The 24,370-nt window shown below is 63.9% G+C and carries 32 protein-coding genes and 2 pseudogenes; 13 read left to right on the forward strand and 21 right to left on the reverse strand.

Translation table 11 applies throughout. The features are described from left to right. Positions 1 to 140 (forward strand): annotated as a pseudogene (locus MKK63_RS23910) (IS630 family transposase); the annotation flags it as partial. On the opposite strand, the pseudogene MKK63_RS23915 reads toward MKK63_RS23910, so the two are convergent. Both MKK63_RS23915 and MKK63_RS23920 read right to left on the reverse strand, forming a co-directional pair. Next, a pseudogene (locus MKK63_RS23915) lies at positions 138 to 392 on the reverse strand (hypothetical protein); the annotation flags it as partial. The pseudogenes MKK63_RS23910 and MKK63_RS23915 overlap by 3 nt on opposite strands. Positions 393 to 465: 73 nt before the next feature. Beyond that, the gene (locus MKK63_RS23920) at positions 466 to 2,007 is read right to left on the reverse strand and encodes a sensor domain-containing diguanylate cyclase (RefSeq protein WP_244006197.1); all 1,542 of its coding nucleotides are present in this window, start codon (positions 2,005 to 2,007) and stop codon (positions 466 to 468) included. A 65-nt stretch (positions 2,008 to 2,072) separates the two neighbouring features. On the opposite strand from MKK63_RS23920, the gene MKK63_RS23925 reads away from it, so the two are divergent. Both MKK63_RS23925 and wrbA read left to right on the forward strand, forming a co-directional pair. Continuing rightward, entirely contained in the window at positions 2,073 to 2,234 is a 162-nt protein-coding gene (locus MKK63_RS23925; RefSeq protein ID WP_244006198.1) for a hypothetical protein, read from the forward strand. Positions 2,235 to 2,612: 378 nt separating this feature from the next. After that, the gene (gene wrbA, locus MKK63_RS23930; RefSeq protein WP_244006200.1) at positions 2,613 to 3,272 is read left to right on the forward strand and encodes an NAD(P)H:quinone oxidoreductase; all 660 of its coding nucleotides are present in this window, start codon (positions 2,613 to 2,615) and stop codon (positions 3,270 to 3,272) included. A gap of 21 nt (positions 3,273 to 3,293) precedes the next feature. On the opposite strand, the gene MKK63_RS23935 is transcribed toward wrbA, so the two are convergent. Beyond that, positions 3,294 to 3,494 (reverse strand): MucR family transcriptional regulator, encoded by a 201-nt coding sequence (locus tag MKK63_RS23935; protein WP_409564552.1) that lies wholly within the window; start codon positions 3,492 to 3,494, stop codon positions 3,294 to 3,296. A 333-nt stretch (positions 3,495 to 3,827) separates the two neighbouring features. On the opposite strand from MKK63_RS23935, the gene MKK63_RS23940 reads away from it, so the two are divergent. Next, the gene (locus MKK63_RS23940; RefSeq protein ID WP_244006202.1) at positions 3,828 to 4,316 is read left to right on the forward strand and encodes a MucR family transcriptional regulator; all 489 of its coding nucleotides are present in this window, start codon (positions 3,828 to 3,830) and stop codon (positions 4,314 to 4,316) included. A gap of 82 nt (positions 4,317 to 4,398) precedes the next feature. Here the strand turns inward: MKK63_RS23940 and MKK63_RS23945 are convergent, their stop codons facing one another. The 3 genes from MKK63_RS23945 to MKK63_RS23955 form a co-directional block, all read right to left on the reverse strand. Beyond that, complete coding sequence (locus MKK63_RS23945; protein ID WP_244006205.1) at positions 4,399 to 5,640, reverse strand: ABC transporter substrate-binding protein; 1,242 nt, start codon at positions 5,638 to 5,640, stop codon at positions 4,399 to 4,401. A gap of 302 nt (positions 5,641 to 5,942) precedes the next feature. Further along, on the reverse strand, positions 5,943 to 6,311 hold the full coding sequence (locus MKK63_RS23950; RefSeq protein ID WP_244006207.1) for a hypothetical protein: 369 nt from the start codon (positions 6,309 to 6,311) through the stop codon (positions 5,943 to 5,945). Beyond that, positions 6,308 to 6,958, reverse strand: a complete 651-nt coding sequence (locus MKK63_RS23955; RefSeq protein ID WP_244006209.1) for a ParA family protein — start codon at positions 6,956 to 6,958, stop codon at positions 6,308 to 6,310. Before MKK63_RS23955 ends, MKK63_RS23950 begins: the two co-directional genes overlap by 4 nt. 312 nt (positions 6,959 to 7,270) lie before the next feature. Here MKK63_RS23955 and MKK63_RS23960 point away from each other — a divergent pair, with 312 nt between their 5' ends. Beyond that, positions 7,271 to 8,206 (forward strand): site-specific integrase, encoded by a 936-nt coding sequence (locus tag MKK63_RS23960; protein ID WP_244006211.1) that lies wholly within the window; start codon positions 7,271 to 7,273, stop codon positions 8,204 to 8,206. Positions 8,207 to 8,437: 231 nt separating this feature from the next. Continuing rightward, complete coding sequence (locus tag MKK63_RS23965; RefSeq protein WP_244006213.1) at positions 8,438 to 10,594, forward strand: tetratricopeptide repeat protein; 2,157 nt, start codon at positions 8,438 to 8,440, stop codon at positions 10,592 to 10,594. Positions 10,595 to 10,763: 169 nt separating this feature from the next. Here the strand turns inward: MKK63_RS23965 and MKK63_RS23970 are convergent, their stop codons facing one another. Beyond that, entirely contained in the window at positions 10,764 to 11,168 is a 405-nt protein-coding gene (locus tag MKK63_RS23970; protein WP_244006215.1) for a flagellar biosynthesis repressor FlbT, read from the reverse strand. Positions 11,169 to 11,330: 162 nt separating this feature from the next. Here MKK63_RS23970 and MKK63_RS23975 point away from each other — a divergent pair, with 162 nt between their 5' ends. Further along, the gene (locus MKK63_RS23975; protein WP_244006216.1) at positions 11,331 to 12,530 is read left to right on the forward strand and encodes a flagellin; all 1,200 of its coding nucleotides are present in this window, start codon (positions 11,331 to 11,333) and stop codon (positions 12,528 to 12,530) included. A gap of 770 nt (positions 12,531 to 13,300) precedes the next feature. Here the strand turns inward: MKK63_RS23975 and MKK63_RS23980 are convergent. The 13 genes from MKK63_RS23980 to MKK63_RS24040 all read right to left on the reverse strand — a co-directional run bounded on the left by MKK63_RS23980 (position 13,301) and on the right by MKK63_RS24040 (position 19,027). Then, a complete protein-coding gene (locus MKK63_RS23980; protein ID WP_244006217.1) occupies positions 13,301 to 13,564 on the reverse strand; it encodes a hypothetical protein in 264 nt (87 codons plus the stop codon). Further along, positions 13,561 to 13,746 (reverse strand): cytochrome c, encoded by a 186-nt coding sequence (locus tag MKK63_RS23985; protein ID WP_244006218.1) that lies wholly within the window; start codon positions 13,744 to 13,746, stop codon positions 13,561 to 13,563. The genes MKK63_RS23980 and MKK63_RS23985 overlap by 4 nt, the downstream gene beginning before the upstream one ends. After that, positions 13,743 to 14,012 carry a hypothetical protein gene (locus MKK63_RS23990; RefSeq protein ID WP_244006219.1) on the reverse strand — a complete coding sequence of 90 codons (270 nt, stop codon included), beginning with the start codon at positions 14,010 to 14,012 and terminating at the stop codon, positions 13,743 to 13,745. The genes MKK63_RS23985 and MKK63_RS23990 overlap by 4 nt, the downstream gene beginning before the upstream one ends. After that, positions 14,009 to 14,428, reverse strand: a complete 420-nt coding sequence (locus MKK63_RS23995; protein ID WP_244006220.1) for a DUF5681 domain-containing protein — start codon at positions 14,426 to 14,428, stop codon at positions 14,009 to 14,011. Before MKK63_RS23995 ends, MKK63_RS23990 begins: the two co-directional genes overlap by 4 nt. A 100-nt stretch (positions 14,429 to 14,528) precedes the next feature. Next, positions 14,529 to 14,882 (reverse strand): hypothetical protein, encoded by a 354-nt coding sequence (locus MKK63_RS24000; protein WP_244006222.1) that lies wholly within the window; start codon positions 14,880 to 14,882, stop codon positions 14,529 to 14,531. Next, positions 14,882 to 15,178 (reverse strand): hypothetical protein, encoded by a 297-nt coding sequence (locus MKK63_RS24005; protein WP_244006223.1) that lies wholly within the window; start codon positions 15,176 to 15,178, stop codon positions 14,882 to 14,884. Before MKK63_RS24005 ends, MKK63_RS24000 begins: the two co-directional genes overlap by 1 nt. A gap of 10 nt (positions 15,179 to 15,188) precedes the next feature. Continuing rightward, entirely contained in the window at positions 15,189 to 15,446 is a 258-nt protein-coding gene (locus MKK63_RS24010; protein ID WP_244006224.1) for a hypothetical protein, read from the reverse strand. 28 nt (positions 15,447 to 15,474) lie between these two features. After that, positions 15,475 to 15,621 (reverse strand): hypothetical protein, encoded by a 147-nt coding sequence (locus MKK63_RS24015; protein WP_244006225.1) that lies wholly within the window; start codon positions 15,619 to 15,621, stop codon positions 15,475 to 15,477. Positions 15,622 to 15,876: 255 nt separating this feature from the next. After that, positions 15,877 to 17,082, reverse strand: coding sequence for an AAA family ATPase (locus tag MKK63_RS24020; protein ID WP_244006226.1), 1,206 nt, complete (start codon positions 17,080 to 17,082; stop codon positions 15,877 to 15,879). Then, a complete protein-coding gene (locus MKK63_RS24025; protein ID WP_244006228.1) occupies positions 17,079 to 18,011 on the reverse strand; it encodes a toprim domain-containing protein in 933 nt (310 codons plus the stop codon). Before MKK63_RS24025 ends, MKK63_RS24020 begins: the two co-directional genes overlap by 4 nt. Next, positions 18,005 to 18,346, reverse strand: coding sequence for a hypothetical protein (locus tag MKK63_RS24030; RefSeq protein ID WP_244006229.1), 342 nt, complete (start codon positions 18,344 to 18,346; stop codon positions 18,005 to 18,007). The genes MKK63_RS24025 and MKK63_RS24030 overlap by 7 nt, the downstream gene beginning before the upstream one ends. 131 nt (positions 18,347 to 18,477) lie before the next feature. Further along, positions 18,478 to 18,669 carry a hypothetical protein gene (locus MKK63_RS24035; protein ID WP_244006230.1) on the reverse strand — a complete coding sequence of 64 codons (192 nt, stop codon included), beginning with the start codon at positions 18,667 to 18,669 and terminating at the stop codon, positions 18,478 to 18,480. A 130-nt stretch (positions 18,670 to 18,799) separates the two neighbouring features. Then, positions 18,800 to 19,027, reverse strand: coding sequence for a hypothetical protein (locus MKK63_RS24040; RefSeq protein WP_244006231.1), 228 nt, complete (start codon positions 19,025 to 19,027; stop codon positions 18,800 to 18,802). A gap of 118 nt (positions 19,028 to 19,145) precedes the next feature. On the opposite strand from MKK63_RS24040, the gene MKK63_RS24045 reads away from it, so the two are divergent. Then, the gene (locus tag MKK63_RS24045) at positions 19,146 to 19,760 is read left to right on the forward strand and encodes a hypothetical protein (protein ID WP_244006232.1); all 615 of its coding nucleotides are present in this window, start codon (positions 19,146 to 19,148) and stop codon (positions 19,758 to 19,760) included. 144 nt (positions 19,761 to 19,904) lie between these two features. Then, a complete protein-coding gene (locus MKK63_RS24050) occupies positions 19,905 to 20,108 on the forward strand; it encodes a hypothetical protein (protein WP_244006233.1) in 204 nt (67 codons plus the stop codon). 14 nt (positions 20,109 to 20,122) lie between these two features. On the opposite strand, the gene MKK63_RS24055 is transcribed toward MKK63_RS24050, so the two are convergent. Continuing rightward, positions 20,123 to 20,413, reverse strand: coding sequence for a hypothetical protein (locus MKK63_RS24055; RefSeq protein WP_244006235.1), 291 nt, complete (start codon positions 20,411 to 20,413; stop codon positions 20,123 to 20,125). Positions 20,414 to 20,516: 103 nt separating this feature from the next. Here MKK63_RS24055 and MKK63_RS24060 point away from each other — a divergent pair, with 103 nt between their 5' ends. From MKK63_RS24060 to MKK63_RS24075, 4 genes are all read left to right on the forward strand, one after another. Continuing rightward, on the forward strand, positions 20,517 to 20,777 hold the full coding sequence (locus tag MKK63_RS24060; RefSeq protein ID WP_244006237.1) for a hypothetical protein: 261 nt from the start codon (positions 20,517 to 20,519) through the stop codon (positions 20,775 to 20,777). Between the two features lie 11 nt (positions 20,778 to 20,788). Further along, positions 20,789 to 22,630, forward strand: coding sequence for a tail fiber domain-containing protein (locus MKK63_RS24065; protein ID WP_244006238.1), 1,842 nt, complete (start codon positions 20,789 to 20,791; stop codon positions 22,628 to 22,630). 10 nt (positions 22,631 to 22,640) lie between these two features. After that, positions 22,641 to 22,925 carry a hypothetical protein gene (locus tag MKK63_RS24070; protein ID WP_244006239.1) on the forward strand — a complete coding sequence of 95 codons (285 nt, stop codon included), beginning with the start codon at positions 22,641 to 22,643 and terminating at the stop codon, positions 22,923 to 22,925. 37 nt (positions 22,926 to 22,962) lie between these two features. After that, a partial coding sequence (locus MKK63_RS24075; protein WP_244006240.1) for a hypothetical protein occupies positions 22,963 to 24,370 on the forward strand: 1,408 nt, incomplete at its 3' end.

The raw sequence follows: 24,370 nt of genomic DNA on the forward strand, positions 1-24,370 counted from the left end.
TGATCGAGGTGCAGGCCGCCATCAAACGCTTCATCGCCGAGAGTAACGGCAATCCGAAGCCCTTCGTCTGGACCGCCGACCCGGATCGCATCATCCAGGCCGCAAAGCGCGGGCACCAAGTGTTAGACTCGCACCACTAGCACGACATGGGTCCGGCGAGCGCGGCCGAGAATATCGGTACCCAACCTGATCCGGACCCGGCGTCCCCACCCATCGCGCCATCGATCGGCATCAGCGTCCCACCAGCGACCGTCACCGAGATGGTAGACCATCCGCCCATGTGGCCGTCCGCAGCCCTCGCAGCAGCCTCTCGCCCGCCCGAACCGGATCACGGCCGAGAGCTGCGCCCAGTCGATAGGGTAGAAGAAGCGGTGCTCGGGCCGGATCGGCATGGTGGCGGCACTGTGCCAGCGGTGGTGGAAAAAGCGTAGCGACAAGGCACCGACGTAGGGCGCTCGCCTTCGCTCAACGCATTAAGCGGAGTGCGTGCTTCAGCGGGGCAACGGCTGGGTCATGCGGCTTCGCACAATGGGTCTGGTTGCGACCACCTGCTTTGGCCTCGTACAGAGCTTCATCTGCCAGACGATAGAGGTCATTTAGCGCGGTGATCTCCGTGGATGCAGGCACGGCGGCTGCAAGCCCGATGCTCACCGTGACTGCACCTGCACCGATGCCAGCTGAGCCGACTGCCAGGGCAGACACCTCGGCATGCACCTTCTCAGCGATGCGACAGGCTCCCGCCTCATCTGTGTCTGGCAGGAGGAAGGCAAACTCCTCGCCGCCGACCCGACAGACGAGGTCCTGGGGGCGGTGCACGCTGGCTGAGAGACGGCGCGCCAGTCCCCGCAGCACGTCGTCTCCAGTTTGGTGACCATAGCGGTCGTTGAAGCGCTTGAAGTGGTCGGCATCCACGATGAGCAGCGAGAGCGGCTTGTCGCTGCGCCGCGCGGCGTCCCAGGCCTGAGCCCCCGCGTTCTCAAAGGCCCGGCGGTTCGGCAGGCCGGTGAGGGCGTCGGTTAGCGACAGCCTTTCGAGTTCAGCCTGCATCGCTTCGCGGCGGCGCAGTTCACGCCCGAACAGCAGCGAGAGAGCGATCGTGAGGCCGCACAATACCAGGACGATGTCGCCGATGACGATGGCCTTGGCCCGCCACTCGGCCTCGATTGTTCTTGTCGACAGGGCCACATTCAGGATCAGCGGCAGACCGCCGACGCGCGTGTAGGTGTAATGCCGCTCGATGCCGTCGCGTGCGGAGACGTGAACGAAGCTTCCGCTCGCATCGCGCATGAACCCCTGGAAGGTCTGGGTGCCCGCGATGTTCACCCCGATATCGGCATCATCGTAGGGGTGGCGCATAATGCGCGTGCCGTCGCTCAGGTAGAGGTTGATCGCGCTGTCGCGGCCGAGATCGATCTGACTGAACAGGTGCGCGAAGTAGGACAGCTTCATGCTGCCCAGAACCACGCCCCCGAAGGTACCGTCGGGTTTGTTGATGCGCCGGCTGAACGGGAGCATCCGCTCGCCGGTCAGGCGCGAGACGATCGGACGACCAACGTAGAGACCCAGACCTGCGCGAGCCCGATGGACCTGGAAGTACTCGCGATCTAGGTAGTTGCCCTTGCGTGGCGGAACGGCAGCGATGTCGGCAACGATGTCGCCACGCTCATCGATGACGATCATCACGCCCATATCGCGGGCAGTGGCGGCGCGATCGAACAGGATGAGCTGTCGCAACTCCGGGGTCAGTCCTGGAAGGCCGGGTGCTCTGAGATTGTCGACCGCCGCCTGGATCGAAAGGTCGTACATCTCGACGTTGCGAGCGATGTCGCGCTCCAGGACCTGGACGAGGTTCTTGGAGGTCTGCTCAGCCTTGTCCCAGGCATCCTTGCGCAGGTCGGCGAGCATCAGACCCGATGCCGCAAGCATGCCAATCGGCGCCAGAACACCGAGCGCGATCCAGGTGCGGGCAGAGCGGAACGGACGCGCCAATCGCTGCAGCGGAGGCATCAGGCACCTCGCGATCGCGCCGACGGGGCAGGACATTCACATGCCGAGCCTTAATCGGCAGTTTCATGCTCGTGGAGACTGCCATCGACGCTGGCAACATGCACGCCCTGGTCGAGGCGATGCGGACCGAGCGGGATGCGTGGTGCGAGGAGGCCGTGCGTGTGCGGTACGACCGGCAGCGGCGTAGCCTCGAGCGGCAACCATCAAACAGCCTAGTGGCTTTTTGATCCCAGGCTACCGATCCGTGCATGGATCGGACCGACCGTCATGGCGCCGCAGCGTAGGACCTATCGGGTTAGAGCGCCCGTTGCTCCTGCGGATCCGCAATTGTGGATCAGCGAGGTCTTCAGGTGGCAGAGCGGCATTCCAGTCAGAACGGTCAGCACGGGGGCCCCGGTCTGCCAGTCTTTTACGGTGTGATTGGCGGCACCGGACTGATGCTGGCAGCGCTGACCATGCTGATGGCCGGCCAAGCGGCGAACTCGCATAAAACCATCAGCCATTTGGCAGATGCTTCATCGCTCTCCAGTACCCAGGTAGGGCCGCCTGGCGCTTCGTCCTTTCCACAATCGTCAGCCCGTCGCACTAATCCGTAGGAGAGTGCTGTGGCTGATGCTGATTTGGACCCAACTCGTTTGCTGATCGTCTACTACTCGCGCAGTGGGAGCGTGGAAGCACTTGCAACTGCTGCGGCTCAAGCTGCCCGCGAGGCGGGAGCTGAGATACGCATGCGGAGGCCACGCGAAGTCGTCGACGCAGCAGTAATGGCGAAAGTCGATGGGTGGACCGAGAGTGCCGCTCGGCAGAATGCCCTCTACGAGGCTCCTACACACGAGGATGCCGAGTGGGCAGACGCGATACTGTTCGGCACGCCTAGCTACTTCGGCGCCATGGCGACGGAGTTAAAGAACTACCTCGACCTGCTCGGTCCGCAGTGGAAGCGGGGTGCCCTTGCCGGCAAGGTCGGGGGTGCCTTCGCGGCGGCATCCTGGCCGCATGGTGGGTCTGAGGTCGTCACGCTGTCGCTGTACGCTCCGATGGCGCATCTGGGCATGGTCATCCTGCCGACTGGCTACACGGACGCAGCGATGTTGGAGGCTGGCTCGCCCTACGGTGCGTCCGCGATCGTCGGCAAAGAAAACCGGCCGCCACGAACGGAGGATCTCGACGCAGCCCGCCATCAGGGCCGACGAATGGTGGCGATTGCCGGTGCGCTGATCGCAGCCGGCGAGATGCCGTGCCGCAACGGTGACAGCAAGGCCTAGGAGCCCGTCCGAGTAACGAGTTTACGTCACGCAGAAGGGCGGCGCCGCAGTCAGTGCTCCGATGGCGGTGTACACGCTGTGGATGAGGTTCGGCAGCTCAGAGGCTGGCACAGAATTGTTCGCTACGTAGGCGGCAACGATATCACCTGCCAATTCGATGAAGTTAGGGCTATGCTCTGCGACCTCTCGTGACACTGTCATTCTTCCTTTGAAAGTGGGCATCGGCGACGTCTTACTTCGAGGACGCCTTGCATTGCAACATCGATTGCGCGCAATCAATACCTACGTCCCATGGTCCGGTTCCGAATGTCGAATTGCTGAGCCCGCATTCTGGTGAGACGATAGTGCCCTCCCGCATGGACTAAGTGTGGTGCGCCTGCGTTGGAGGGCAGCAGGTAATCGCGCTTCCGTTCACGAAGGTCTACGGTCCAAAGTCACACTACGGGATGTCCACGATTTTATCGGACGAATTTGACCGATGATCTTTTCGTTTCACCATCCGCAAACTAACTGGACGTCCGACGTAGCGGACGCCGCTTTCACGCGAGGTGTAGGGTGGAAACTGAAATTTCAAATCTTGAGGATAGCGAGCCGGATCTGGTCGGCCTGACGGCAGACATCGTGTCAGCCTATGTCTCGAAAAATCGCGTTTCCCCTGCTGAGGTGCCAGCCTTGCTGGCCAATGTGCATGCCGCAATCGCTGGGTTGGGCCAGCCGAGTGAGTCTGCGGATGCGTCGATCGACCGGCCTAGCGCGGCCCAGATCCGCAAGTCGGTCCGGCCCGACGGCATCGTCAGCTTCCTCGATGGCAAGACCTACAAGACGCTCAAGCGTCACCTGACGAAGAACGGCATGACGTTCGATGAGTACCGCGCGCGCTATGGCCTGCCGCATGATTACCCCTCCGTGGCCGCCAGCTACTCAGAGCAGCGCTCGTCGCTAGCCAAGAGCCTTGGCCTTGGTCAGCAGCGCCGGAAAGCTGTTGAAGCGGTGGAGACGCCTACCAAGGCTCGCAAGCAGAAGAAGGCTGCTGTTGCGGAGTGAGGCTGGAGCCACGGCGACAGACTGATCACGCTTAAGAGTGTAGGTCGGGCGGCCGTATCATCACGGCTCGCCCGGCCTCGCTTCAGCGAGCGGCAACTGCCTTGGCCAATGGACACTCGCTATCGGCAAGCGTCGGATAGGCATCCTTGGGCTTGATCGTGCTCAGGACCTTGTAGAGGTCCCACGGACCCTTGGACTCCGCCGGGCTTTTCACCTCCACGAGGTAGAAGTCGTGGACGAGCCTGCTGTCGGCTCGCAGCGTCGCGCCGCGGGCGTAGAAGTCATCCACCGGGTTGGCGCGCATCCACGCCAGGACCGTGTCCGTGTCGTCGGTCTTGGCCGACGCCACGCCTTTCAGGTAATGGCCCACCGCTGAGTACATCGACGCCTGGGCTTCGCTCGGCATGGCGCCGTGGAGCTTGTAGAACCGTTGCGCGAAGTCTCGGGTCTCGTCGTTCAGGTCCCAATACCACGCCGTGACTGCACGTAGCCCAGCCGCGATCTTTAGGCCCATGCTATGCGTGTCGGTCAGGAAGAGCAGCCCGGCCACCGGCTTCTGGGGACCGCCGGTCATGCCGAACTCGGTCCACTGCTTCATCTCAGTGACGAGTTGGGAGCCGGTGCTGGCGAAGCCGATGGTGTCGGCCCCTGACGCTTGGGCCTGCAACAGGTACGAGGTGTAATCGGTCTCCGCCGAGGGGTGAAACACTTCGCCTACAGATTTGCCACCGGCCGCCGCGAGGAGCGTCTTGGATACCGAGACCATGTTGCGGCCAAACGCGTAGTCCGCGCCGATGAAGAACCACGTCTTCTGGCCCTTTGGGACGAGGTCACGGATCGGACCGGCCACGAGGTTGTAGGCGTCGTGCAGCCAAGAGAGTCCGGTGGGGACACACTGCTTGCCGGTCACCTCGGTGGTGGCCACGGCCGAGTAGACCGCGATCTTGTTCTTCTCACGAATGATGGACTGGATCGCCAAGGCGACGGCTGAGTTGCCGACATCAACGATCAGATCGACGCCATCGACGTCAATCCACTTGCGGACGATCGTAGCGCCGACATCGGGTTTGTTCTGATGATCGGCCGAAACGACCTCAACCTTCAAGCCATGAGACTCCGGCTTGAAATCCTCGATCGCCATCTGGGTCGCGACGACCGATCCCTTGCCGGTGGGATCGGACAGGAACCCAGTTTGATCGTTGACGACACCGATCCGGACCACGCCACCGGATATCTCGGCGCTGATCGCGGCCGGGGCTCCGACGGTGATGATCAGGAGGCCGCCGAGCAGCACCCGCAGATGAGTTTTCAGCTTGCCCGGCATGCGTGCGCTCTCCGTGGTAACGTACAGGATGAACCTGCAGTGGGCAGGTCGGCCCTCGGTCATCCCAGTTCGGTCGCAGGATGCCGGGCACGCAGCCGTTGCAAGCGCCGAGCCGGATTGATCATCAAGGCGGGCTGGGTGCGGTGATGCGCCTGACGTTCCATTCAAAAGCCGGGACCAGCAGACTAGCTGCATCCAGGCCTTGCGCACACCAGACCCCGCCACGGCTGAACGCACTGATTTCAAGTTTTATTAGAGTTTTTTCAACACCATAAAACCACCTTCGAGACGCCATCACAGCTCTATTGCCATCCTTTCGCGGTGGGCTTGCCGATCACGTGGTCGATCCCCTCTAGGATAAGGGAATGTATCGAGCGGCCCCGATCCTCGGCGATGCGAGCGAGCGCGGCGTGCCGGGCGTCATCGAGGTAGACCGTCTGCCGGGCTGCGACAGGGCGGCGCCCCTTGGGCCTGCCGACAGCCTTTGCGCGCTCCTCTGTCTCGGCTGGCTGCGGGTCCTGCGCGGGTGGCGCGGCCTGCGGAGTTAAAACGGCTTCGGCCTGAGATGCAGTCGCAAAATCTGCATCTGCATCGTCCTGCTCGACCTCGCGGGCTGCCGCCGCTGCGGCCTTCATCGCGAGCGTCTGCGAGACGTTCGGACGGCGGCTCATTGGGTCTCTCCCAGGCGGACCATGACGGCATCGGCGAGAGCAGAGAACTCGGCTGCGGACGGCGTGTCGGCTGGCACAGACTCACCAGTTGCGAGGCTGTCAGCCACGATGGCGCGGTAGGAGATGGCCGGCGCTACCGGCTCGGTCAGAGCAGCGAGTGTCGTCACTACGTCGCGCCCTGCCCCGGTGCGTCGGTCGATGCGGCTCGGGACGATCAGGATATCCGGCCGGTCTCGCTTGGCGGCCTTCCGGTGCCGGCGGATCGTGCCGACGGTCTCAGCCGCACCGCGCACATCCAGCACGGTCGAGCCGGCCGGCACCAATACGAGGTCGGAAACCGCGATAGTGGCGCCGAACGCCGCGCCCATGGCGCCGGGCGCGTCGATCAACACGAAGTCGGTGCCCTGCCCTCGAACGGTCTTCACCCACGCGGACACCGCAGCGTCGGCGTCTTCCTCCAGCAGGTGCGGGGCGACCTTGAACGGCAGTTGCCCATCCTCTGCGATAGAGGCGGCGTGCGCGGCCGGATCCGCGTCGAGCACGGCGACGGTGCGCCCGCGGCGGTGCAGCTCGGCGGCGAGGTTGAGGGCGGTGGTCGTCTTGCCGACGCCGCCCTTTGATTGAGCTAGGCCGATGATCCGCACCATGCCGGCGCCATGCTCCCGTTAATATGGTGGTACGAAACCACCGGACCGGCACCATTCCCACGTGAGTTGCCAAGCTGGCGACACACGAGGGCGCTAGACGGCGAAGGGGGTCTCCTCAGTTTTGAGGACGCCCACCGCAGCCATCAGAACCGTGCCCCGCGGTCGGCCGCCTCGATGCGTCACGCTTTCGTGGTGTGATAAAAGCGGGATCGTGGAATGACGCTCGCACGACCATAGCGCGTGTGGTAGTGTCTGAGAAGGACAGTTATCGGACACGATGTGATGTCGGGCCTGAAACCACGTGAGCCAAGGGTGAGCGCCGGCCTGCTCGTCGTCGCCGGGCTGTCCGATCAGGCCAAGGCGTTCCAGCGCGCCGGCAAGGCTGCGAGCACCAAGCGGGCCTATGCCAGCGACTTCGCGCAGTTCACGGCCTGGTGCAGCCAGTTCGGCTTCCAAGCCATGCCGGCGACGCCGCTGGCCGTGCTGGAGTTCCTGAGCCATGAGGCCACGCGAGGCGCCAAGGCATCGACCATCGCCCGGCGCCTCGCCGCGATCCGGTACGCCCACAAGCTCGCCGGCCTCGCGGACCCGACGGACGACGAAGGCTTGCGCGAGGGTATGCGCGGGATCCGGCGCCACGTCGGCACCCGGCCGACACAGAAGGCTGCCGCGACCGCCGATATCTTGGCAGCTCTGCTGATGCGGACGCCCGACACTCTGACGGGCAAGCGCGATCGGGCGCTGTTGGCGCTCGGGTTCGCTGGCGCGTTCCGCCGGTCCGAGCTCGTCGCTCTGAACGTCGAGGATCTGAGCGAGGATCCCGAGGGCCTGCGAGTGCTGGTGCGCCGGTCCAAGGTCGATCAGGAAGGGCAGGGGCTTGAGAAGGCTATCCCGCACGGCCGGCTCATCCGGCCCGTCGCCCTATTGCGGGAATGGCTGGATGCGGCCGGCATCGTCTCGGGTCCGGTGTTCCGCCCGGTCAACAAGGCCGGCAGGGTCGAGGGCGAGCGCCTGGGACCTAAGACGGTCGAACGGGTCGTGAAGCACTACTGCACGGCCGCGGGCCTCGATGCGTCGACGTTCGGCGCGCATAGCCTGCGGGCCGGCTACATCACGACGGCGGCCGAGCGCGGGGCCGATCTCGCCCGCATCATGGATCAGAGCGGCCACCGGGATCCGCGGACCGTCGTCGGCTACATTCGGCGTGCCAACGCCTTCAAGGGGCACAGCGGAAGCGGGTTCCTGTGATGAATTTCATTATATACGGTACAATCGCCAGATTTGGTAATATACACCTGCAGTAATCACATCATCGTAAAGGCGCTTCAACCATGCTTGTTCATCTGGTTGTTAGCATTGCCCGAAATATAATTTCCTTAAGTCGAATTACTAGTTTTAGTACATCACTTTTATCGAGTCGAATTGGAACTGAAAATCATCTTCACATAACATTAACCAAACATTATTAAGCGTTCCACGATGGGACGCACAATACTCAACCAACACAGCAGGCATGGCAGCAATCGCATCCGCCGGTTGAGCACGCCCCAACGAATATACGCCGAAGCACTCAAGTGCCGCGCTTCTGGACAACTTGACCAAGCTCGTGAAAGCTTGCGGCGCCTACTGCAAGTCGTACCTGATCATCCGGAGGCTCATTACGAACTTGGACGGCTTGCCTTAGATGGCAAGCCGGGTGAAGCGGTCAGCCACTTCGTCGCGGCGCTGAGAGGCGCATCAGATCGGCCGGCGTATTGGCTCACCCTAGCCACAGCTTTGATAGGCGCTGAGCGGGTGCCCGAAGCCCGCGCTATCCTTGAGCGATATCTGGCACAGGATTTCGGAACGGCGACGCAACAGCTAAACGAAACTTTTGTCGAGCATGTGTTCGGCGTTGCTCAGACACACTATGCCGCGAAGATTTTCCGCGAGGCGGAGGTGCTTCTCGATCTGGTGATCTTTTTCGATAACACCCACACGCGCGCAACCTACCTCGCTGGGGCGATCGCTGCCCATACAAACCGCCTCGACCTTGCCTACGACTTGATGAGCATCGCGATTTATCGCGAGCCAACCAACGCGCTCTTCTTTAGCGGTTTAGGAAGCCTCCTTGCGATCCGCGGCGATGCCGTTGGAGCCATCTCCGCACTTGAGAAGGCACTGGAACTCGACCCTAACTTAGCGAGCGCCCACGCCAACCTCGCTGGCGTGTATCAAGGTGATTTTCGGCATGGAGAGGCCTTGAGACACGCGGAGCGCGCTATCGCCCTCGACCCGAACGATGCCGGAGCGCACAGCAACCGTGGCAGCGTACTCTTAAGCCTAGGCCATCTCACTGGGGCGATCGCGGCGTTCGATCGTGCGTTGACGATCAATCCGAGCAACGTATTCACCGCCTCCAACAGCCTGTTCGCTAAGCTCTATGCGGACGACGTGACACCCGAAAGCTATGCGGCCGACGCGAAGGCCTTCGGCCAGCGCTTTGCAGCCCCCGCTCTGCGCCAGCGCCCATTTGCCAATAACCGCGACCCGGGCCGCCAGCTGCGAGTCGGCTTCGTTTCGGCGGACCTCTGCAACCATGCTGTGATCCGCTTTTTGGAGCCATTCCTGAAGGAGTTTGATCGGTCCGCCTTTAAGACACTGGCCTACATGACACGTGCACGAGAGGACGATGCGTCAACGCGGCTCCGCACCCTCTTCGATGGCTGGCACAACATCTCCGGTCTCGACGACGACGAAGCTGCCGACTGCATCGAAGCGGATGCCGTGGATATCCTCGTAGATTTATCTGGTCACAGTGCCGGGCATCGGCTTCTCGTGTTCGCTCGCAAGCCCGCGCCGGTGCAGGTCACTTGGATCGGCCACCCTGGAACCACTGGGCTCGACGCCATCGATTACCGTCTCACGGACGCCGACATCGATCCAATCGGCTTTGCCGAAGCCTTGCACGCAGAGCGGCTCTGGCGCTTGCCGCGGATATCGGCGAGCTGTGCATCACCCAGCGCTTTGCCCCCTGTTCGGGCACGTGCGCCGTTTGAGGACAATGGCTACGTTACCTTCGGTTGTTTCAACCGCCTCACCAAAGTCGCCGATAGGACATTGGTTACGTGGGCGCGGATCTTGGACGCCGTTCCGGACGCTCGCCTTTTCATGGTAGCTGCAGACGTCGCGGCGCCGGAGATCCGTGCTGCGGTAGAGGCGCGTCTCCGCGGAGCTGGGTTACCGCTTGACCGCGTTATTCTTCATCCGCGCCTCCATGGACCATACCACGAGTTGTACTACCACGCGGACGTCGCGCTCGATCCATACCCGTACAACGGTGGCACGACTAGTTTCGAGACACTGATGATGGGCGTCCCATTCATTACCCTGCGCGGACGACACGCAGCCGCACGAACCGGCGTTGCCGTCCTTACGGCGCTTGGAATGCCGGATCTAATCGCTGATGATCCGGACGCCTACGTGGCGATCGCCCGGGATCTGGCTCAAGATCGTGGACGCCTGCGAGAGATCCGATCCGGGTTGCGAGAGCGCATGGAGGCAAGCCCGCTCATGGACCATCGCGGCCTAGCTGCCGATGTCGCGGACGCGTTCAGGGCTATGTGGTGCCGATGGCTCATTGAAGACCGAGCGTAGGCTGCACTTGGATCGCTAGCCTGAAGATCGCCGCTGAAGCGAGCTCCTCTAAAACCAGAGGAGCTCAACCAGCGTCGATCGGGCTTTCACCCCAATGGACATCTATCAACTCGTTGGCGGTGTTAGCGCCCCTCATAAGATGAGGGTGCTGCCAAACCGACGTTCAGATTTATGCTGCGCTTAAGCTTTTACGACTGCCAAGCATATCGCGCTCATGAAACATAAGCTGCTTTCCGACTTTTATTGCGGCGTATGTCTGTTCAGCGGCGAGATGTTCTTGAATTTGCAACAAAAACGGTGCTGAACTGGGCAGAAGCCGCATCACCTCGACTGCCTGCGCAAAGAATAAATTTGTGACTTCAGTCGGATCTTCTGAAAGATGCAGAACTTGAAGTGTTAAACAAAGCTTCTTACAAGGCGTATCTGCCTCACTCTCATTGACAAGTTCGCTCTCGCGAAGAAATTGGCACTGCGTCTCTACAATTAGACTGATAGTATGACTGCCACCATTGCGAAGTATAGCGCCGTTAATGATCAGTCGCTCTTGAGGCTTGATGGTGAGGCGCAGAGGCATGGCATAACCCTTTTTGAGTTTGCCGATCCGTAGCGATGATTTGTTAACAATCTGTCGAAAATCCCCTTGGGGCAATCGTCATTTTAAGGAGGCATCAAGGCCTGAGGCACATGCTGATTTGACCACGAAAAGTGGGTTCTATCTCAAAAAGGATTATCTCATATGTCTTCCGGCATCACCCTCACTGCTGCGACCCGCCAGAGCCTGCTGGCGCTGCAGAACACCGCTTCCCAGACCTCGACCATTCAGAACCAGCTGTCCACCGGCAAGAAGGTCAACTCGGCCCTCGACAACCCAATCAGCTTTTTCACGTCTCAGTCGCTGACCCAGCGGTCCGGTGATCTGTCGAACCTGCTCGACGGCATCTCCAACGGAATTCAGGCGATCCAGGCGGCCAACCAGGGCATCACCTCGATCCAGAGCTTGGTCAGTCAGGCCAAGTCGATCGCCAACCAGGCTCTGTCCACCCAGATCACCACCACCGGTACCGCCTCAGCCGCCTACACGGCTCCGACTGGAGCCACCACGGTGAACCTGTATGTCAACGGCGCCGCCACATCCGTGAGCCTCGCATCAGGGAACACGATCGATCAAACCATCACCGCTCTCAATGCTTCGGTCGGCGCCGGCAGCTTCACCAAGAGCACCGACGGCACCAAGATCGTGATGAACGCCCAGTCCGACGTTGAGTTCAAGACGTCGACCGATCAGACTGCGCTTGGATTTGCGGGCAATTCGACTGCTGGCACGACCTACGGAACTTCTGGCGCTACCGTTGCCTCCGTCGCTCAAAGCTCGGATCTCAGTGTGTCGGGCGTGTCGGCTCGCTCTACTCTGGCGCAGCAGTACAACAGCCTGTTGACCCAGATCGACCAGCTTGCGCAGGACTCCAGCTTCAATGGTACGAACCTGATCGCTGGCAAGGGCTCCAACAACAACCTAACGATTAACTTCAATCCGAAGGGCAACTCCAATCTGACGGTCAGCGCGACCGATGAGACCTCGGCCGGTCTCAAGTTGAGTGCCATCCAGGGCGGCTCATTGGCCGGCGGGCTTGGTCAGGGCAACTTCTTGCTCAACGCTGATATCAACACGACCCTGAACAGCTTGACGAGTGCTTCCAGCCAGCTGCGCACCGATGCCTCGACCCTCGGCTCGAACCTTTCGGTGGTGCAGAACCGGCAGAGCTTCAGCAACAATCTGATCAATATCTTGGATACCGGCTCGTCGAACCTCGTCAACGCCGACATGAACGAGGCTGCTGCGAATTCGCAGGCGCTGTCGACTCGCCAGTCTCTGGGTATCTCCGCCCTATCTCTGGCGAACACGGCTCAGCAGGGCGTTCTTCAGCTTCTCCGTTAATCCGTAGCAAGCTAGCGAACTGATCGGCCGGGGGATACCCCGGCCTTTTTTATTTGTAACCCATTAACCAAGCCGCAGTACATCTTTCCGCCATTCAATAGTTGGGCCGATAGTCATGGACGACGAAAAATTTGGCCGGGACCTAGTTACAGAATGCTATGCAGCTCTCGTCGATGAGCCCGCTGCCGACACGTGCTGCAAGTGTATCTGCGTCATGGTACGCCGAATGCGGGATAATACTAACCGACTTACTCATGAAACTCATTTCATAGTTTTAGCAAACCAACTTATGAATGTTACCAAGACATTTGGCAGATACATTGCAGAAATACATTTTCATATACAGAACGAAGAATTTGATGCTGCCCTCGCGGTCGGCGAAGAAATGGTTCGGCACGAGGCGATGCTGCACCAGATTGCGGCTGGGCAGCCTTGGCAACATACGTCGACTGTAAACTGAGCCGTTAGATGGTCACCGGCTCCTTTGAGGCTGCAGCTCATACCGGCAGAGCCGCTTCAGGTTAAGGCCGTCCTGAACACACAAGACGTTCTGGCTGCATAGCTGGAAAAGTGGGGCCGGATCCCGTGACGACGTGGTTCGGCCCTGTGCCGTTCGGCATCCAAGCCGGAGCGACCGATGCGGTGTAGCTCGGGCGTTGTGGCGGCGGCGAGTGCTGGCAACCAGGGGGCGAGTGCCTTCCAGGCGCACAGCGGGAGCGGGGTCTTGTAGGCCTGCCCGATTAAAAATAATCGGGAATATGCGGGCGCCGCTACTGCGCTGCCTTCTGCTGCTGCTGCGCCTGCCAGTCTGTGATGAACGTCTCGATCTGGCCGGCGAGATCCTTGTCGGCCGGCGCCGGCGACTCGCGCAGGTTCGAGACCATCGCGCCGAACGACGGCCATTCGGACGCCATGTCGTTCAGGCCTGCCACAATCTGTCGGTCGAGGTCGGAGTCGGACATGCGAGCCAGGCTGCTGAACCGCGGGCTGGCCTCCAGCCGGGCGATCTTCGCCTCGATCTCCTTGATCCTCATCGGATCATCCCCTCCCGGCGCAGCAGGTCGGCCGCCCACGCCTCGGCGGCAGGCTCCGGCTGTTTGAGCCAGGCGATCAGGGCGTTCAGTTCCTCGTCGGTGTACCGGTCCGGCCCAGGCAGGAGCCCCGGGGTCCGCTTCTCCAGCCGCGCGACGCGGGTCTCGATCTCACGGATCCTCATGACAGGCGGGCCTCCAAGTCGCGGTAGTAGGTTCCGATCTCGCGGGGGTGCGACCGGATCCGCGCGATAAGCCTGCGCTCCTCCGGATCCTCGGCCGCGTCCCATCCGTCCATGAGCGCGTCGATGCCGCCGGCTTCGGTCGCCAGCCGATGCAGTCTGGTGAACAGCGCCCGTTCGACCTGCTCGTAGGACAGGTGGGCGAACTGGCCGGTGCCGCGCTTCGCCTCAAGGCGCTCAAGACGGGTCTCGATCTCTCGGATCCTCATGTGCCCTGTCCCTCCAGTGCCGCGAGGCGTCGGTGCAGGTCGGCCGCCGTGATCGCCTCAATGTGGGCGCTGACGGCTTTGCCAATGTCGGCGGCTTCGCTTGGGGTGACCTCGCCCGACGATACGGCACGCAGCAGGGCCTCGGTCGCTTTCGGCAGGTCCTCGGCCGTGTCGATCACCGGCAGGTCGAACGTGATGCTCCGGTCCCGACGTGGGGACAGCAGGCGGTCGAGGCACAGCTTCATCGCCGGGCCGTCGCCCCCCAGCGCCATCTCGATTGCGCGGCGGGAGAGGGCTTCGGCCTCGCCCTCGAAGATCGCCTCCAGGGCCAGCGTGGAGCGGTTGCGCGAGCCACGGGGGCGGCCAGCGGGGTTGCCTGACTGGCCTTCGGTGAACGGCTTTCCTTCGCCTCTCATAGTCAAATCTCGGAAGTTCGGCTGGCTGTAGACAACAGCGGGAAAACAGCCAGGTCGAATGATAGATAGCACCTGCTATGAGATTTCACGACTGCGCGTCTCACTGCATCCACCTCAAGCACCCGTCGGTCTCGCATTCCCCGTGAAGGTGGCCGTTGTGGCTGTCTCGGATCCAGGCGAGCCGGCCTTTACAGGTCGGGCACTCGATGGTGCCGCTGTCGCTCGGGTCGGCCGCGATGGCTGCGAAGGCACGGCGGATCGGCTCGGGCTCGGCCTGGCTGTCGAGGAACGCGGTGTGCAGCCCTACGGCAAGGCCCTGCAACGCGGCGGCGGCGGCCTGCTGCCGGACCTCGTTGGCGTCGGCCCTAACCTTGATGGTGACGGCTGCGGTCAGCGCCATTTGGCGGGCGGTCTCGATGCCGGCGGTGAAGGCAGCTTGCTCGCGCGGCGTCATCAGCAGGCCTCCGGACGCGCGGCGAATTCGGTCTCGGCCAATTCCGCAGACCGCACGACGGCGGGCCCGACGAAATCCGCGATGGCGCGGCCCTTCGTGTCGTCCGGCAGGGTGGCGACCACCTCTAGGCCGATCGCGGATCCGAGCAGCACGACGTGGATCAGGCCAGCCATCGCGTCGGTGCGGCGGGTCAGGGCGACCGTGAGGGGGCCGACCGTGCCGTACACGGTGATCTCCTCGTGCCGGGCGACAGGTGCCGGCTTCTCGGGTCCGGCGAGGGTGATGACGTTGGACATCGTGGCTCCTTCAGGCGGCACGGGCGAGGGCGGCGTAGCTCGCCAAAACCCGTCTGCGGTCGGTGGAGGCCAGCGCATCAAGGGCGCGGCAGGCGGGTTCCAGCGCGGCGGGGTCGGTCTCGGCTTGAGCGAGGAGCCGGCAGAGGTCGGCGGCGCGGGGGCCCACGAGAAGGCGGGCAGTCTGGCGCAAGGCTCGGAGGCGGGCGCGCTGCTCGGCGGCGTCGATGCCCAGCGACCATGGCCCAAACTGGTTGGCGGGGGCAATCATCGGGTGCCCCTGCCGAGATCTGGTACCGTCAGCCTCTCGGACTGACCTTGATGCCGGGGCGGCGGTGCTTGGCGCAGCGTCGGTTCAGTGCGCTTATTCCGCCGGCGGAACGTTTGACCTCGAACCGCTCTCCACACTGCGCGCAATGGGTCATGAACACGTCGAGCTGCGTCATCTGTCCGTCCAAACGTCGGTAGGGTTCGGTCCGGTCGAGCCAGTACGCCTGCCCTGAAATCACGAAATCCGGTTCTCGGATCGCTGATCGGCTTGTCACGCTCAAATTCCCCTCCCTCAAAAATCAGCCCCGCGTGACAGGCGTGACAGCGGGAGCCCCCCTTTAGGGGGGTGCTCCGCGTGTCACGGCAGATGTCACGGCTGCGGGGGGCGTGACAGGCGTGACATTTGGCAGTTGTCACGGGTGTCACGCTTGTCACGGCCACGCTCTCCATAGCCATTCCTCCCCATTCCAAGCGGCGGTGTTGAACCCATGCTTCGGGCAGGCAGACAGGGCTCGCTTCAGGGCCTGCCGGATCGTGGCGGCGGCCTTGTCGCCGTCCGTCTCGGCGGTGGCGTAGCGGCGGCGGAATTCGGGGCGCATCTCCTCGACGGTGATGGCGCGGACGATTTCACCGGCACCGCGGACCTGCACGTCGCGGCCATGGGTCAGCAGCACCTCGTCGAAGGCCCCCTTCAGGGCGACTATCGGCAGGGGATCCTTCTGCGGGGCCTTGCGGGTGGAAGGCGGGGGTTCGTCCAGCTTCGGATCGACGACACAGGCGCCGTAGGCGTCGCCGTCCTCGTCCGTGCCGAGTTGCACGAAGCGGAGCGCGAACGCCGCGATCGGCCCCTCCTCGGCCCACCGGCTCTTGGCGAGGTTGAGCGATCGGGTCGTCACCTCGCCTGTGACCTGGTTGCGGTCGGCCAGGATGCTCAGCACTGCGTCGGCGCCGCCGCGGTAGGCAGAGGATCCGCGCAGGCCCGTGTCCTCGGTCTTGCCATAGTGGTGGATCGGTAGGACGAGGGCGCCGATCGGCTCGCCGAGCATGCGCATGTGCCTAAGGTGCTGCTGGGCCTCGGCGGCGTCGTTCTCGTCCTTCATGGCGAAGGCGGCGGCCATGGTGTCGATCTCGATGAGGCCGAGCCGGACGCCGAATTCCTCCCGCATCCGGGCGTCGACGGCGCGGATCTTGGGCTGCAGCGCCTTCACCTCCTCGGGGTCAGCGAGGTTCGGGACGGCTCCCATCCAGGCAATCGGGAGGCGCTTCCCACTGGCGCGAACAGATCGGGCGGCCTCAATGCGGGCGGCCAGCGTGCCGGCACCTTCCGCGGCGAGGATCAGCGTCCCGACCCGCTCGACGATGCGGCGCCCAAAGAACGGCTCGCCGGTTCCGAGCGACACGCCGAGGTCGATGCCCGTGAACGTCTTGCCTGCGCCGGACTGGCCACCGAGGATCGCGACACCCTCGGTCGGCAGCAGGTTCTTGACGAGGTACCGCGGCGGATCGGGCTGCGCGTCGCCGTCGAATGTGAACCCAAGCAGCGCGGCGTCAACGCCATGCTCGCTTCCGACTGGATGAGGCCGCCGAAAGCGGGTGCGCTCGTAGATCGTGTCCGAGTGGTCCGGCTTCACGCTCATGCGCCGTTCTCCGCGATCAGAGCATCGTTCAAGTCCGTGCCGGTTCGAGGCGCCACGACGTCGACGTCGCGCCCGGCACCACTCCACCGCTCGCCGACCTGCTGCACGGCCGCGTCGCTGGCCGCGCCGGTCTCGGCGCAGACGGTCAGGGTCTCGATGCCGGACAGGATAGGGAAGGCCGCAATCCCGCCGACGCTGCCCATGGCCCACATCGGCACGAGACCGAGCGCCATGCCGGCCAAGCCGCTTTCGACGCCCTCGGCTAGGACTAGGCCCATCGTCACGTCGGAGTCGTGGGTCAGCTTGATCGCGGCGCCACCGGTTCGGCCGAGCGCCTTCCTGCCGACCTTTGCGGCTGTCACCGGATCGAGGCGGGTTCGGTGCAGGCCGATCACTTCGTTCGTGTGGATGTCCCGGTAGGCGCAGAGCATCATCGGGACGCGATCGGCCTCCCATGGGCCGGCCGGGTGGAAGCGCACCGCATGGCCGCAGACGGACGCCGGCAGATCCAGCTTCCGGTGCTGGTTCAGGTATCGCTCTACGAGGGTGCCCCTCGGATCGCGCTCAGCCTCGTCCCAGATCCTGCGCACGCGCTCGGCCTTGATCGCGGCTTCAGCGTCTCTGGCGAGCCGTTGCTGCTCGCGGGCGCGTTCCTGCCGGGCCAGCTCGCGCGGGTCAGCACGTTCCTCTCGATCGCGGGTGCGCTCCTCCCAGCGGGGCAGCCCACACCGCTCGTCCACGTAGTCGCGGAGCATCAGCGGATCGTCGCCCGCGAAGCTCGTCACGATGTAGCCGTTGCGCGCGTCAGGGTCGGGGAGCAGCCGAGCAGACATGTCGCCCGTTCGGTGCCCGATGCCTTGGAAGGAGACGCCGCCGCTGATGACGCGCCCGCCCGGCAGGCAGGACGCGGCGTGCTGCAGGTTCAGCATGGCTGGCGCACCTCCATGTCGAGGCGGTCGGTCATCGCGGCGAGCCGGTCGGCCTGCTTGATGCTGAGGTTGCCGTGCAGCCGGGCGACGTTGTTGAGGAACCCGCGCTCCCACTCCGTCAGCCGCCACGCCCGGTCCTGGCAGAACCGGACGCGGGCGCGGTGCTCGTTTTCCTGCTTTGGAGTGAAGGCCCGGCGCCACGAGTAGACATCGAACGGGTGGATTGTTGCGGCGCCGCAACCTTTCTCCCGCCGGCGGGAGAATTCAGATTGTGTCGGCGCCGGCACAAACCTCGCGGCGCCGCGAGGTTCGCCGGTCGGGATCGCGGCAGCCAATGCATGCCAATCAAGGCCGGCAGCCTGTAGCTTCCGACCGATGCCCCGGCAGGCGCCGAGGGCTTCGTGATCATTGGCGGCCCCGCAGAGGGGTAGCAAAGCGCGGACGCTCTCAGGGATCGGGCGAGGCGTCATCGCGCCACCTGCCAGCTATCGACGGCGGGGAAGGCGAGACCGGCGATCACGCTGGCGAGCGCGGGGCTACGGACGCGGCCGAGGACGGCATGCAGCCGCAGATCCTCGACGGGCAGCTCGGACTGGCGGGTGGGGACGGACTTCCGCCGAGAACGGGCGATGGGTTTCGTGATGGTCGTTGGTGTCACGGTTGGCTCCTCTGAGTAGGGAGCCGGTCCGGAAATCCTTGAGACTGATCGTCAGGTGCTATATCTACAGCGGTGCTGAAGCGTCGTAGATAAAGAACCCGCCGCCGTCCCAACCGGGCCGGCGGCTTTTCTATGCAGCGATGGCGCTAGCCTCTGGACCGGGGGCCATGCCCGCAACGCGGCGCCCCTCTTCGTTCGGGATGACTACGGCGTCGCCGACGCGGCGCGACCGGATCTTCCCCTTGGCGATCAGCCCGTACATTCCGCTGTCGGATAGCCCGACCGCTCTGGCGAGCGGCCGCGGCCGCACGTCGTAGCCGGCTGCAAGCTGCTCTCGAACGTCCATCTGCTTCGGCATGGCTAACCCCGCGCACAGCATGTAGTCACATGCTGTCTTTGTTCTATGCCTTGTGCGCTGCCTGCGCAAGGTCTACAGCATGCGCGCACATGCTGTGGACATGACGGAGGATGCGGACATGCGGCGCGCGGTTCGGAGCGAAGTCCGGCAATCGGCCCTCAACATGCGGACCACGGAGACCTTGCGGCGGCACCTTGAGACCGAGGCTGCGAAGTCAGGTCGTACCCTGTCACATGAGATCGAATACCGCTTAGAGCGGTCTTTTTCGGAAGATGGGACATACACAACTGCTACAAATGCGGCTGTATTGCGCGATCTGGCATCTATTTTTATGTTAGTTGGCTTCGAGAGCAAATCAGGCGGCAATGCAGCTCAACGGGATATCTTGCGCGCTGTGTTCGATAAAGTTCTGTTGGCACATCTCCCCGATAATGGGCCGAGTTACGGTCTCTTGGCCGATCCTAATAAGGATATGGCCGCGTCTGACGCTAAAAATGCGAAAAAGAGCGGCTTAGATTATGAGGCAGTTAAAGAAAATTGCCTAAAGCTGACAGAGGCGGTTCTTGCTAGCTCCCATCTCGCCGCGATTAGCTCTGTTGTGTCTCAGTCGCAGCCGCCATTTGGGTTCCAGTCCAACAAGTTCGCGGCGGGCAACTTCATCTCTCATGTGCTCGGCCTGCCGGCAAAATTGAAAGACCTGGCTTCTGAGCCGGAGGTAGGCCCTAAAGATTAAGTGCGACAATCTGTCATATGAGATAATCGCAAACACATCGGACGCCGCGCACGCTTAAGACCTTGCGGACATGCAGGCCTTATCTGCGCGTATATACGATTTCGCCTCTCCGTTTATTGTCCTAACAGGACACGGAGGCGCGCGATGCGACCGCTCAACCTCGACACCATTCTCATCGTTCGGACTGACCGCGAGCTGCATGCGGCGCTCCACGGCGCTGCGCGTCGTGAGGGCACCACGGCCAGCGCCTTGGTGCGCAAGGCCGTCGCCGCAATCGTAGCGCCGGACGAGCCGCCTCGATTGCCGGCACCTGCCGGTCCAGTTGCCACGCTACCGATGGCAGCCTGACCGTGGGCAGCCTGTTAGTTCACCTGATCTTTCGGCGGTGTAGTCACAGCTTGAATTGCCTTGCCAAGTTGCTCGTGGATCGTGCGGGCAAGATCGATGTCAAACCGCAAGCGAGCGGCGATGACCATCTGCTCTTCGTGGGTCCCCTCGGGGGTAACACCAAGCATTGTGGTGCCCATCAGAACGTCGAATTGGCTACCCACGAAATCCAAGTTGATCAGGCGGTTGATGACGCGAACCGGGACGTGTTCGGGCTCGCGCAGCGGTATCAACTTGGCGTTGGTCGTTTTGGGGGCGTCGGACAAAATCTCATCTCCATCGGTTCGGTTGGCGCCGCCGATGTAGCGCGCTCGCCCGCTGCTGCCCCTGACGGCCGGCTGAGCGTCGCCATTCGGAGGGCCGACTGAGATGGGCGAGCTGCACCGCCTCCCGCTTCGCTGCCTACCGCCCGCGCCTGCCGACGTCTCGGTCCCCGAGACCTGGGCGGCGCTGCGCTCGGCCATGCGGATCACCCACGGAACGCTCGGCGAGATCGTGGACCTGCTCGACGCCGGTGCGCCGCCCGCGGAGGTCTTCGCGCGGATCGACACATTCAATAGCCAGATCACGACCTGCGGTCGCGCCGTCACCTTCCTGCGGGAAGCCGGCGAGCCGCCGGACGCCGCTTAGAGGAGCCGGCCATGGGCGGCGGACAGACCAGCACGCAGAACTCGACCCAGGTCTCGGACAAGACCCCATGGTCGCCTGCAATCCCGGGGCTGCAGTCAGCGCTCACCAACGCGCAGAACCTGTATCAGTCGGGCGTGGGCTCGCAGATCTACGGCGGCCAGCGCGTTGCTGACTTCAGCAACGACCAGTCTGCCGGGATCCAGAGCACCCGTGATCAGGCTGCGTCCGACAACGCGGGCGGCATTGGCATGAGCTATCTGCAGGGCTTGCTCGGATCCAATGGGATCAGCGCGACCACGCAGCAGGGCCTCGGCATGCTGTCGGCCGTGCCGAACGTCGATACCTCCCGGCTCTCGGGCCTGGCGGATCAGATCGGTTCGGCCTCGAACCCGATCAATCAGACCGCCAACAGCTTCATGTCGGGGGCGCGCGACCTGACGACGGTTCCGCAGTTGCAGGGGCTGTTCGACAAGTCGCAGCAGACCTCGGCGGCCGAGACCAATCTGTCCGGCGTCGCGTCGGGTCAGTACCTCGACCCGACCACGAACCCCTACGTTCAGGCGCTTGTAGCCTCCTCGAACCAGAACGCTGCCAACGCTGTGAAGGAGGCCTACGCTAAGAGCGGGAGGTACGGCTCCGGTAATTTCCAGGGCGCGACCACCAAGGCGATCAACGATACCGACACCGCGCTGTACGCCAACCAGTACAATACGGAGGCTCAGCGGCAGCTCTCGGCCAATAGCCAGATCGATGCCGCGCGGCAGGCCGCATCGAGCGCCGGCCTCGGCATCACCAACGCCATCAGCGGCGTGCAGTCGACGAACAACCAGCAGCGCCTCGCGGGTGCCGGCCTCGGTCAGGCGCAGCAGGCGGCCCAGGCAGGTGTTCTCGGGCAGGTTCTCGGTGGCGACGAGTTCAACAGCAATCTCGGCGTGACGAAGGCGCAGGGCTTCATCGGCGCCGGCCAGACCGGCCAGAGCCAAGCCCTGCAGGCCGCGGGGTTGCTGCCGGCGGTCGACGCGCTCCGGTATGCCCCGGCCTCGAACCTCCTGTCGGTCGGCGGACTCCAGCAGCAGCAAAACCAGGCCGGTCTCGACGCCTCACAGCAGTACTTCCAGGAGACGCAGCAGGTCCCGTGGCAGGCACTCGGCCAGTATGCGAGCTACCCGCTGGCGATCGGCAGCCAGGGCGGTACCACGGTCAGCCAGGGCACGAGCCAGACCAAGACGAGCGGCGTGAGCCCGCTGCAGTCGATCCTCGGGCTGGGGACCTCGCTCCTCGGCCTCGGCACAGGCACGAACAACGCGACCGTCGGCGGTAAACTGCTGGGCGGCATCGGTAGCATGTTCGGCTCGGACGAGCGCATGAAGACCGACGTCCGCGAGGTGGGCGAGCTGCACGACGGCCAGAAGGTCTATTCGTACCGCTACGGCGACGAGCCCCGAACCCAGATCGGCCTGCTCGCCCAGGAGGTGGCCGACCACAAGCCCGGCGCCGTCGGCCCGATCGGACTCGGCGACCTCCTCGGTGTCGATTACGCCAAGGCCACAGAGGACGCGGCCAAGAAGGGCGGCGGCGGCTCGTCGGCCCCGGCCGCGCCTCCCGCTGGTGGCACCGAGCCGCGCCTGACGATGGTGATCCGCGGCATCCCCGGCTCGCATGCTGGTGAGACCGCGAACGGTCTGGGCGAGGCCATCATGGCGGCTCTGGATCCCGCCAGCGGTCGCTCTGGCGGTGCTCCGGCCGGCCTGCTCGCGCACGCCATGCAGTCGATGATCCCGCAGGAGCCTGAGCCGATCCGGCGTGAGCGACCGAAGCACCAGACCGGCGGCAAGCGCCGCGCGGCGGCTTGAGGAGCGCGTGATGGATCACCTCGACGTGCCCGAGTTTGAGCCGGACGTGACCGTGGTCGACGGCGAGGTGCTGACGCCCCTGCAGGTCCACATCGGTGCCTGTCAGGCCGAGGCGGCTCAGACTTTCCGGGCGCTCCAGGCCGTCAGCGCCCAGGCTGCGGCCATGCTGGAGAACGGCAGCGGCACGGTCGGCGACTTCGTGGGCCTCATCGACGCATTCGAGCAGCTTCAGCAGCAGGCCGGTTCGCACCTCGCCTGCCTCGGGGCCGCCATCTCCTCCGCGGGGTCGGCATGACCATCCGCATCTCCCCTCCATTCCGAAAGGTTCGCCCGTGAGCGCCGGTCTCTCCTTCGGGGCTCTCCCCGCATTCGCCGATCTGAGCCCGGATCAGCAGGCCGCAGTGATGCAGGCCCTGCAGGGGCAGGGTCAGCCGGCCAACGCCCCGCAGGTCGCGCCGAGCAGCCTTCTCGGTCAGGTCGACCCGCAGGCCCCCGCTCCGGATCGCACTGGCCCACCGGTGGCGATGTCCGAGGCGGACACGCGGCGGATGGAGCAGGCGATGGCCTCGCCCCAGGATCGCGCCGCGCTCGGCTCCATACCGGGTTCGCCGGACCAGCTTCTGTTCGACCGCGCCGGTATGGGTGGCGGTGCCAACCCGTTCGGGGGCTCAGCGGACTCCTCCGGCCAGCGCAACGTGCCGCTCCCGCCCAGTCGCCCCTCGGATGCCGACCTGCTGGCCGCGCCGACGGCGACGGGTTCGGTCTCTGGCACGAACCCAAGTGCTCCGCGTGGGCAGCTCGTGGCGACCAGCGCCTATCACCCGAACAGCCCCGGGACGGATCAGGCTGCGCCTGGCTCTACGCCGACTGGCGGGTATCCTGGTGGCGCTGGTGAATTTGATCCGCTCACGGGGCAGCGCCTATCCGATCAGCCGCGCTCGCTCGGTACGCCACAGGGTGCTGTCTCGCCTGCAGGCGCGGCCGCGGCGACCGGCGCATCCTCGGGTCTGGGCGGTGGCAGCGTCTTGGAGAAGTTCCGCCAGGGCGTCAGCGCCGGCAACCCGGATATCGGCAACCTGCTGTTTCACCTCGGCATCGGCATCGCGAGCAACCGCGGCATCGGGCCGGGTGTCGCGGCCGGTCTGCAAAGCTACGGGGCCAGCCAGTCGGGGTCGCTCAAGGGCCAGCTTGAGCAGATCAAGTTCATGCAGGAGCAGCAGGGCGAGCAGGACACCTACAATCACCTCACCCAGAACCTGAAGCTCGACCCGACCGCGGCCCGGGCGGCGATGCGTAACCCAACCCTGCTGTCGAACGTGCTGGCGCAGTCCAAGCCGAACCTCGCCACCATCGGCGGCAATGTCTACGACCTGAACCGGAACGGTGGGGTGCCAGGGCAGGCGAACCTTCTTGGTCCGTCCGGCATCCCCCTTGATCAGGAGGTGAAGAAGGCCGACGCCCTCGCCTCCGTCTCGGACGCGCACGCCAAGGATGACATCTTCCTGCAGTCGGACGGCCAGGGCGGGACGAGCGCCGGGCGGAAAAGCAGCTTGTTCCCCGAAAAGGCTTCTGCCGCCACGGCAGGAGAAGGCAGCTCTCCCGGGGCGCCGGGTGCCAATCCGAACGTCCAGACGATCGTCCCGCCGCAGCCCGATAAGAAGGCCAACGAGGGCTTGGACAAGCTGATCGGCGACAACATCACCGGTGGCTATCAGAAGGCTCAGGGCGCAGTCGGCACGC

This window comes from Methylobacterium sp. J-088 (assembly GCF_022829295.1).
GTDB lineage: Bacteria > Pseudomonadota > Alphaproteobacteria > Rhizobiales > Beijerinckiaceae > Methylobacterium.

What these genes read in the sequence shown, in the direction of transcription:
- MKK63_RS23920 (WP_244006197.1), bottom strand. Translation starts at nt 2,007, where the DNA reads ATGCCTCCGCTGCAGCGATTGGCGCGTCCGTTCCGCTCTGCCCGCACC.
- MKK63_RS23925 (WP_244006198.1), top strand. Translation starts at nt 2,073, where the DNA reads ATGCTCGTGGAGACTGCCATCGACGCTGGCAACATGCACGCCCTGGTC.
- MKK63_RS23935 (WP_409564552.1), bottom strand. Translation starts at nt 3,494, where the DNA reads ATGCCCACTTTCAAAGGAAGAATGACAGTGTCACGAGAGGTCGCAGAG.
- MKK63_RS23945 (WP_244006205.1), bottom strand. Translation starts at nt 5,640, where the DNA reads ATGCCGGGCAAGCTGAAAACTCATCTGCGGGTGCTGCTCGGCGGCCTC.
- MKK63_RS23950 (WP_244006207.1), bottom strand. Translation starts at nt 6,311, where the DNA reads ATGAGCCGCCGTCCGAACGTCTCGCAGACGCTCGCGATGAAGGCCGCA.
- MKK63_RS23955 (WP_244006209.1), bottom strand. Translation starts at nt 6,958, where the DNA reads ATGGTGCGGATCATCGGCCTAGCTCAATCAAAGGGCGGCGTCGGCAAG.
- MKK63_RS23965 (WP_244006213.1), top strand. Translation starts at nt 8,438, where the DNA reads ATGGGACGCACAATACTCAACCAACACAGCAGGCATGGCAGCAATCGC.
- MKK63_RS23970 (WP_244006215.1), bottom strand. Translation starts at nt 11,168, where the DNA reads ATGCCTCTGCGCCTCACCATCAAGCCTCAAGAGCGACTGATCATTAAC.
- MKK63_RS23975 (WP_244006216.1), top strand. Translation starts at nt 11,331, where the DNA reads ATGTCTTCCGGCATCACCCTCACTGCTGCGACCCGCCAGAGCCTGCTG.
- MKK63_RS23980 (WP_244006217.1), bottom strand. Translation starts at nt 13,564, where the DNA reads ATGAGGATCAAGGAGATCGAGGCGAAGATCGCCCGGCTGGAGGCCAGC.
- MKK63_RS23985 (WP_244006218.1), bottom strand. Translation starts at nt 13,746, where the DNA reads ATGAGGATCCGTGAGATCGAGACCCGCGTCGCGCGGCTGGAGAAGCGG.
- MKK63_RS23990 (WP_244006219.1), bottom strand. Translation starts at nt 14,012, where the DNA reads ATGAGGATCCGAGAGATCGAGACCCGTCTTGAGCGCCTTGAGGCGAAG.
- MKK63_RS23995 (WP_244006220.1), bottom strand. Translation starts at nt 14,428, where the DNA reads ATGAGAGGCGAAGGAAAGCCGTTCACCGAAGGCCAGTCAGGCAACCCC.
- MKK63_RS24000 (WP_244006222.1), bottom strand. Translation starts at nt 14,882, where the DNA reads ATGACGCCGCGCGAGCAAGCTGCCTTCACCGCCGGCATCGAGACCGCC.
- MKK63_RS24005 (WP_244006223.1), bottom strand. Translation starts at nt 15,178, where the DNA reads ATGTCCAACGTCATCACCCTCGCCGGACCCGAGAAGCCGGCACCTGTC.
- MKK63_RS24010 (WP_244006224.1), bottom strand. Translation starts at nt 15,446, where the DNA reads ATGATTGCCCCCGCCAACCAGTTTGGGCCATGGTCGCTGGGCATCGAC.
- MKK63_RS24015 (WP_244006225.1), bottom strand. Translation starts at nt 15,621, where the DNA reads ATGACGCAGCTCGACGTGTTCATGACCCATTGCGCGCAGTGTGGAGAG.
- MKK63_RS24020 (WP_244006226.1), bottom strand. Translation starts at nt 17,082, where the DNA reads ATGAGCGTGAAGCCGGACCACTCGGACACGATCTACGAGCGCACCCGC.
- MKK63_RS24025 (WP_244006228.1), bottom strand. Translation starts at nt 18,011, where the DNA reads ATGCTGAACCTGCAGCACGCCGCGTCCTGCCTGCCGGGCGGGCGCGTC.
- MKK63_RS24040 (WP_244006231.1), bottom strand. Translation starts at nt 19,027, where the DNA reads ATGCCGAAGCAGATGGACGTTCGAGAGCAGCTTGCAGCCGGCTACGAC.
- MKK63_RS24045 (WP_244006232.1), top strand. Translation starts at nt 19,146, where the DNA reads ATGCGGCGCGCGGTTCGGAGCGAAGTCCGGCAATCGGCCCTCAACATG.
- MKK63_RS24050 (WP_244006233.1), top strand. Translation starts at nt 19,905, where the DNA reads ATGCGACCGCTCAACCTCGACACCATTCTCATCGTTCGGACTGACCGC.
- MKK63_RS24060 (WP_244006237.1), top strand. Translation starts at nt 20,517, where the DNA reads ATGGGCGAGCTGCACCGCCTCCCGCTTCGCTGCCTACCGCCCGCGCCT.
- MKK63_RS24065 (WP_244006238.1), top strand. Translation starts at nt 20,789, where the DNA reads ATGGGCGGCGGACAGACCAGCACGCAGAACTCGACCCAGGTCTCGGAC.
- MKK63_RS24070 (WP_244006239.1), top strand. Translation starts at nt 22,641, where the DNA reads ATGGATCACCTCGACGTGCCCGAGTTTGAGCCGGACGTGACCGTGGTC.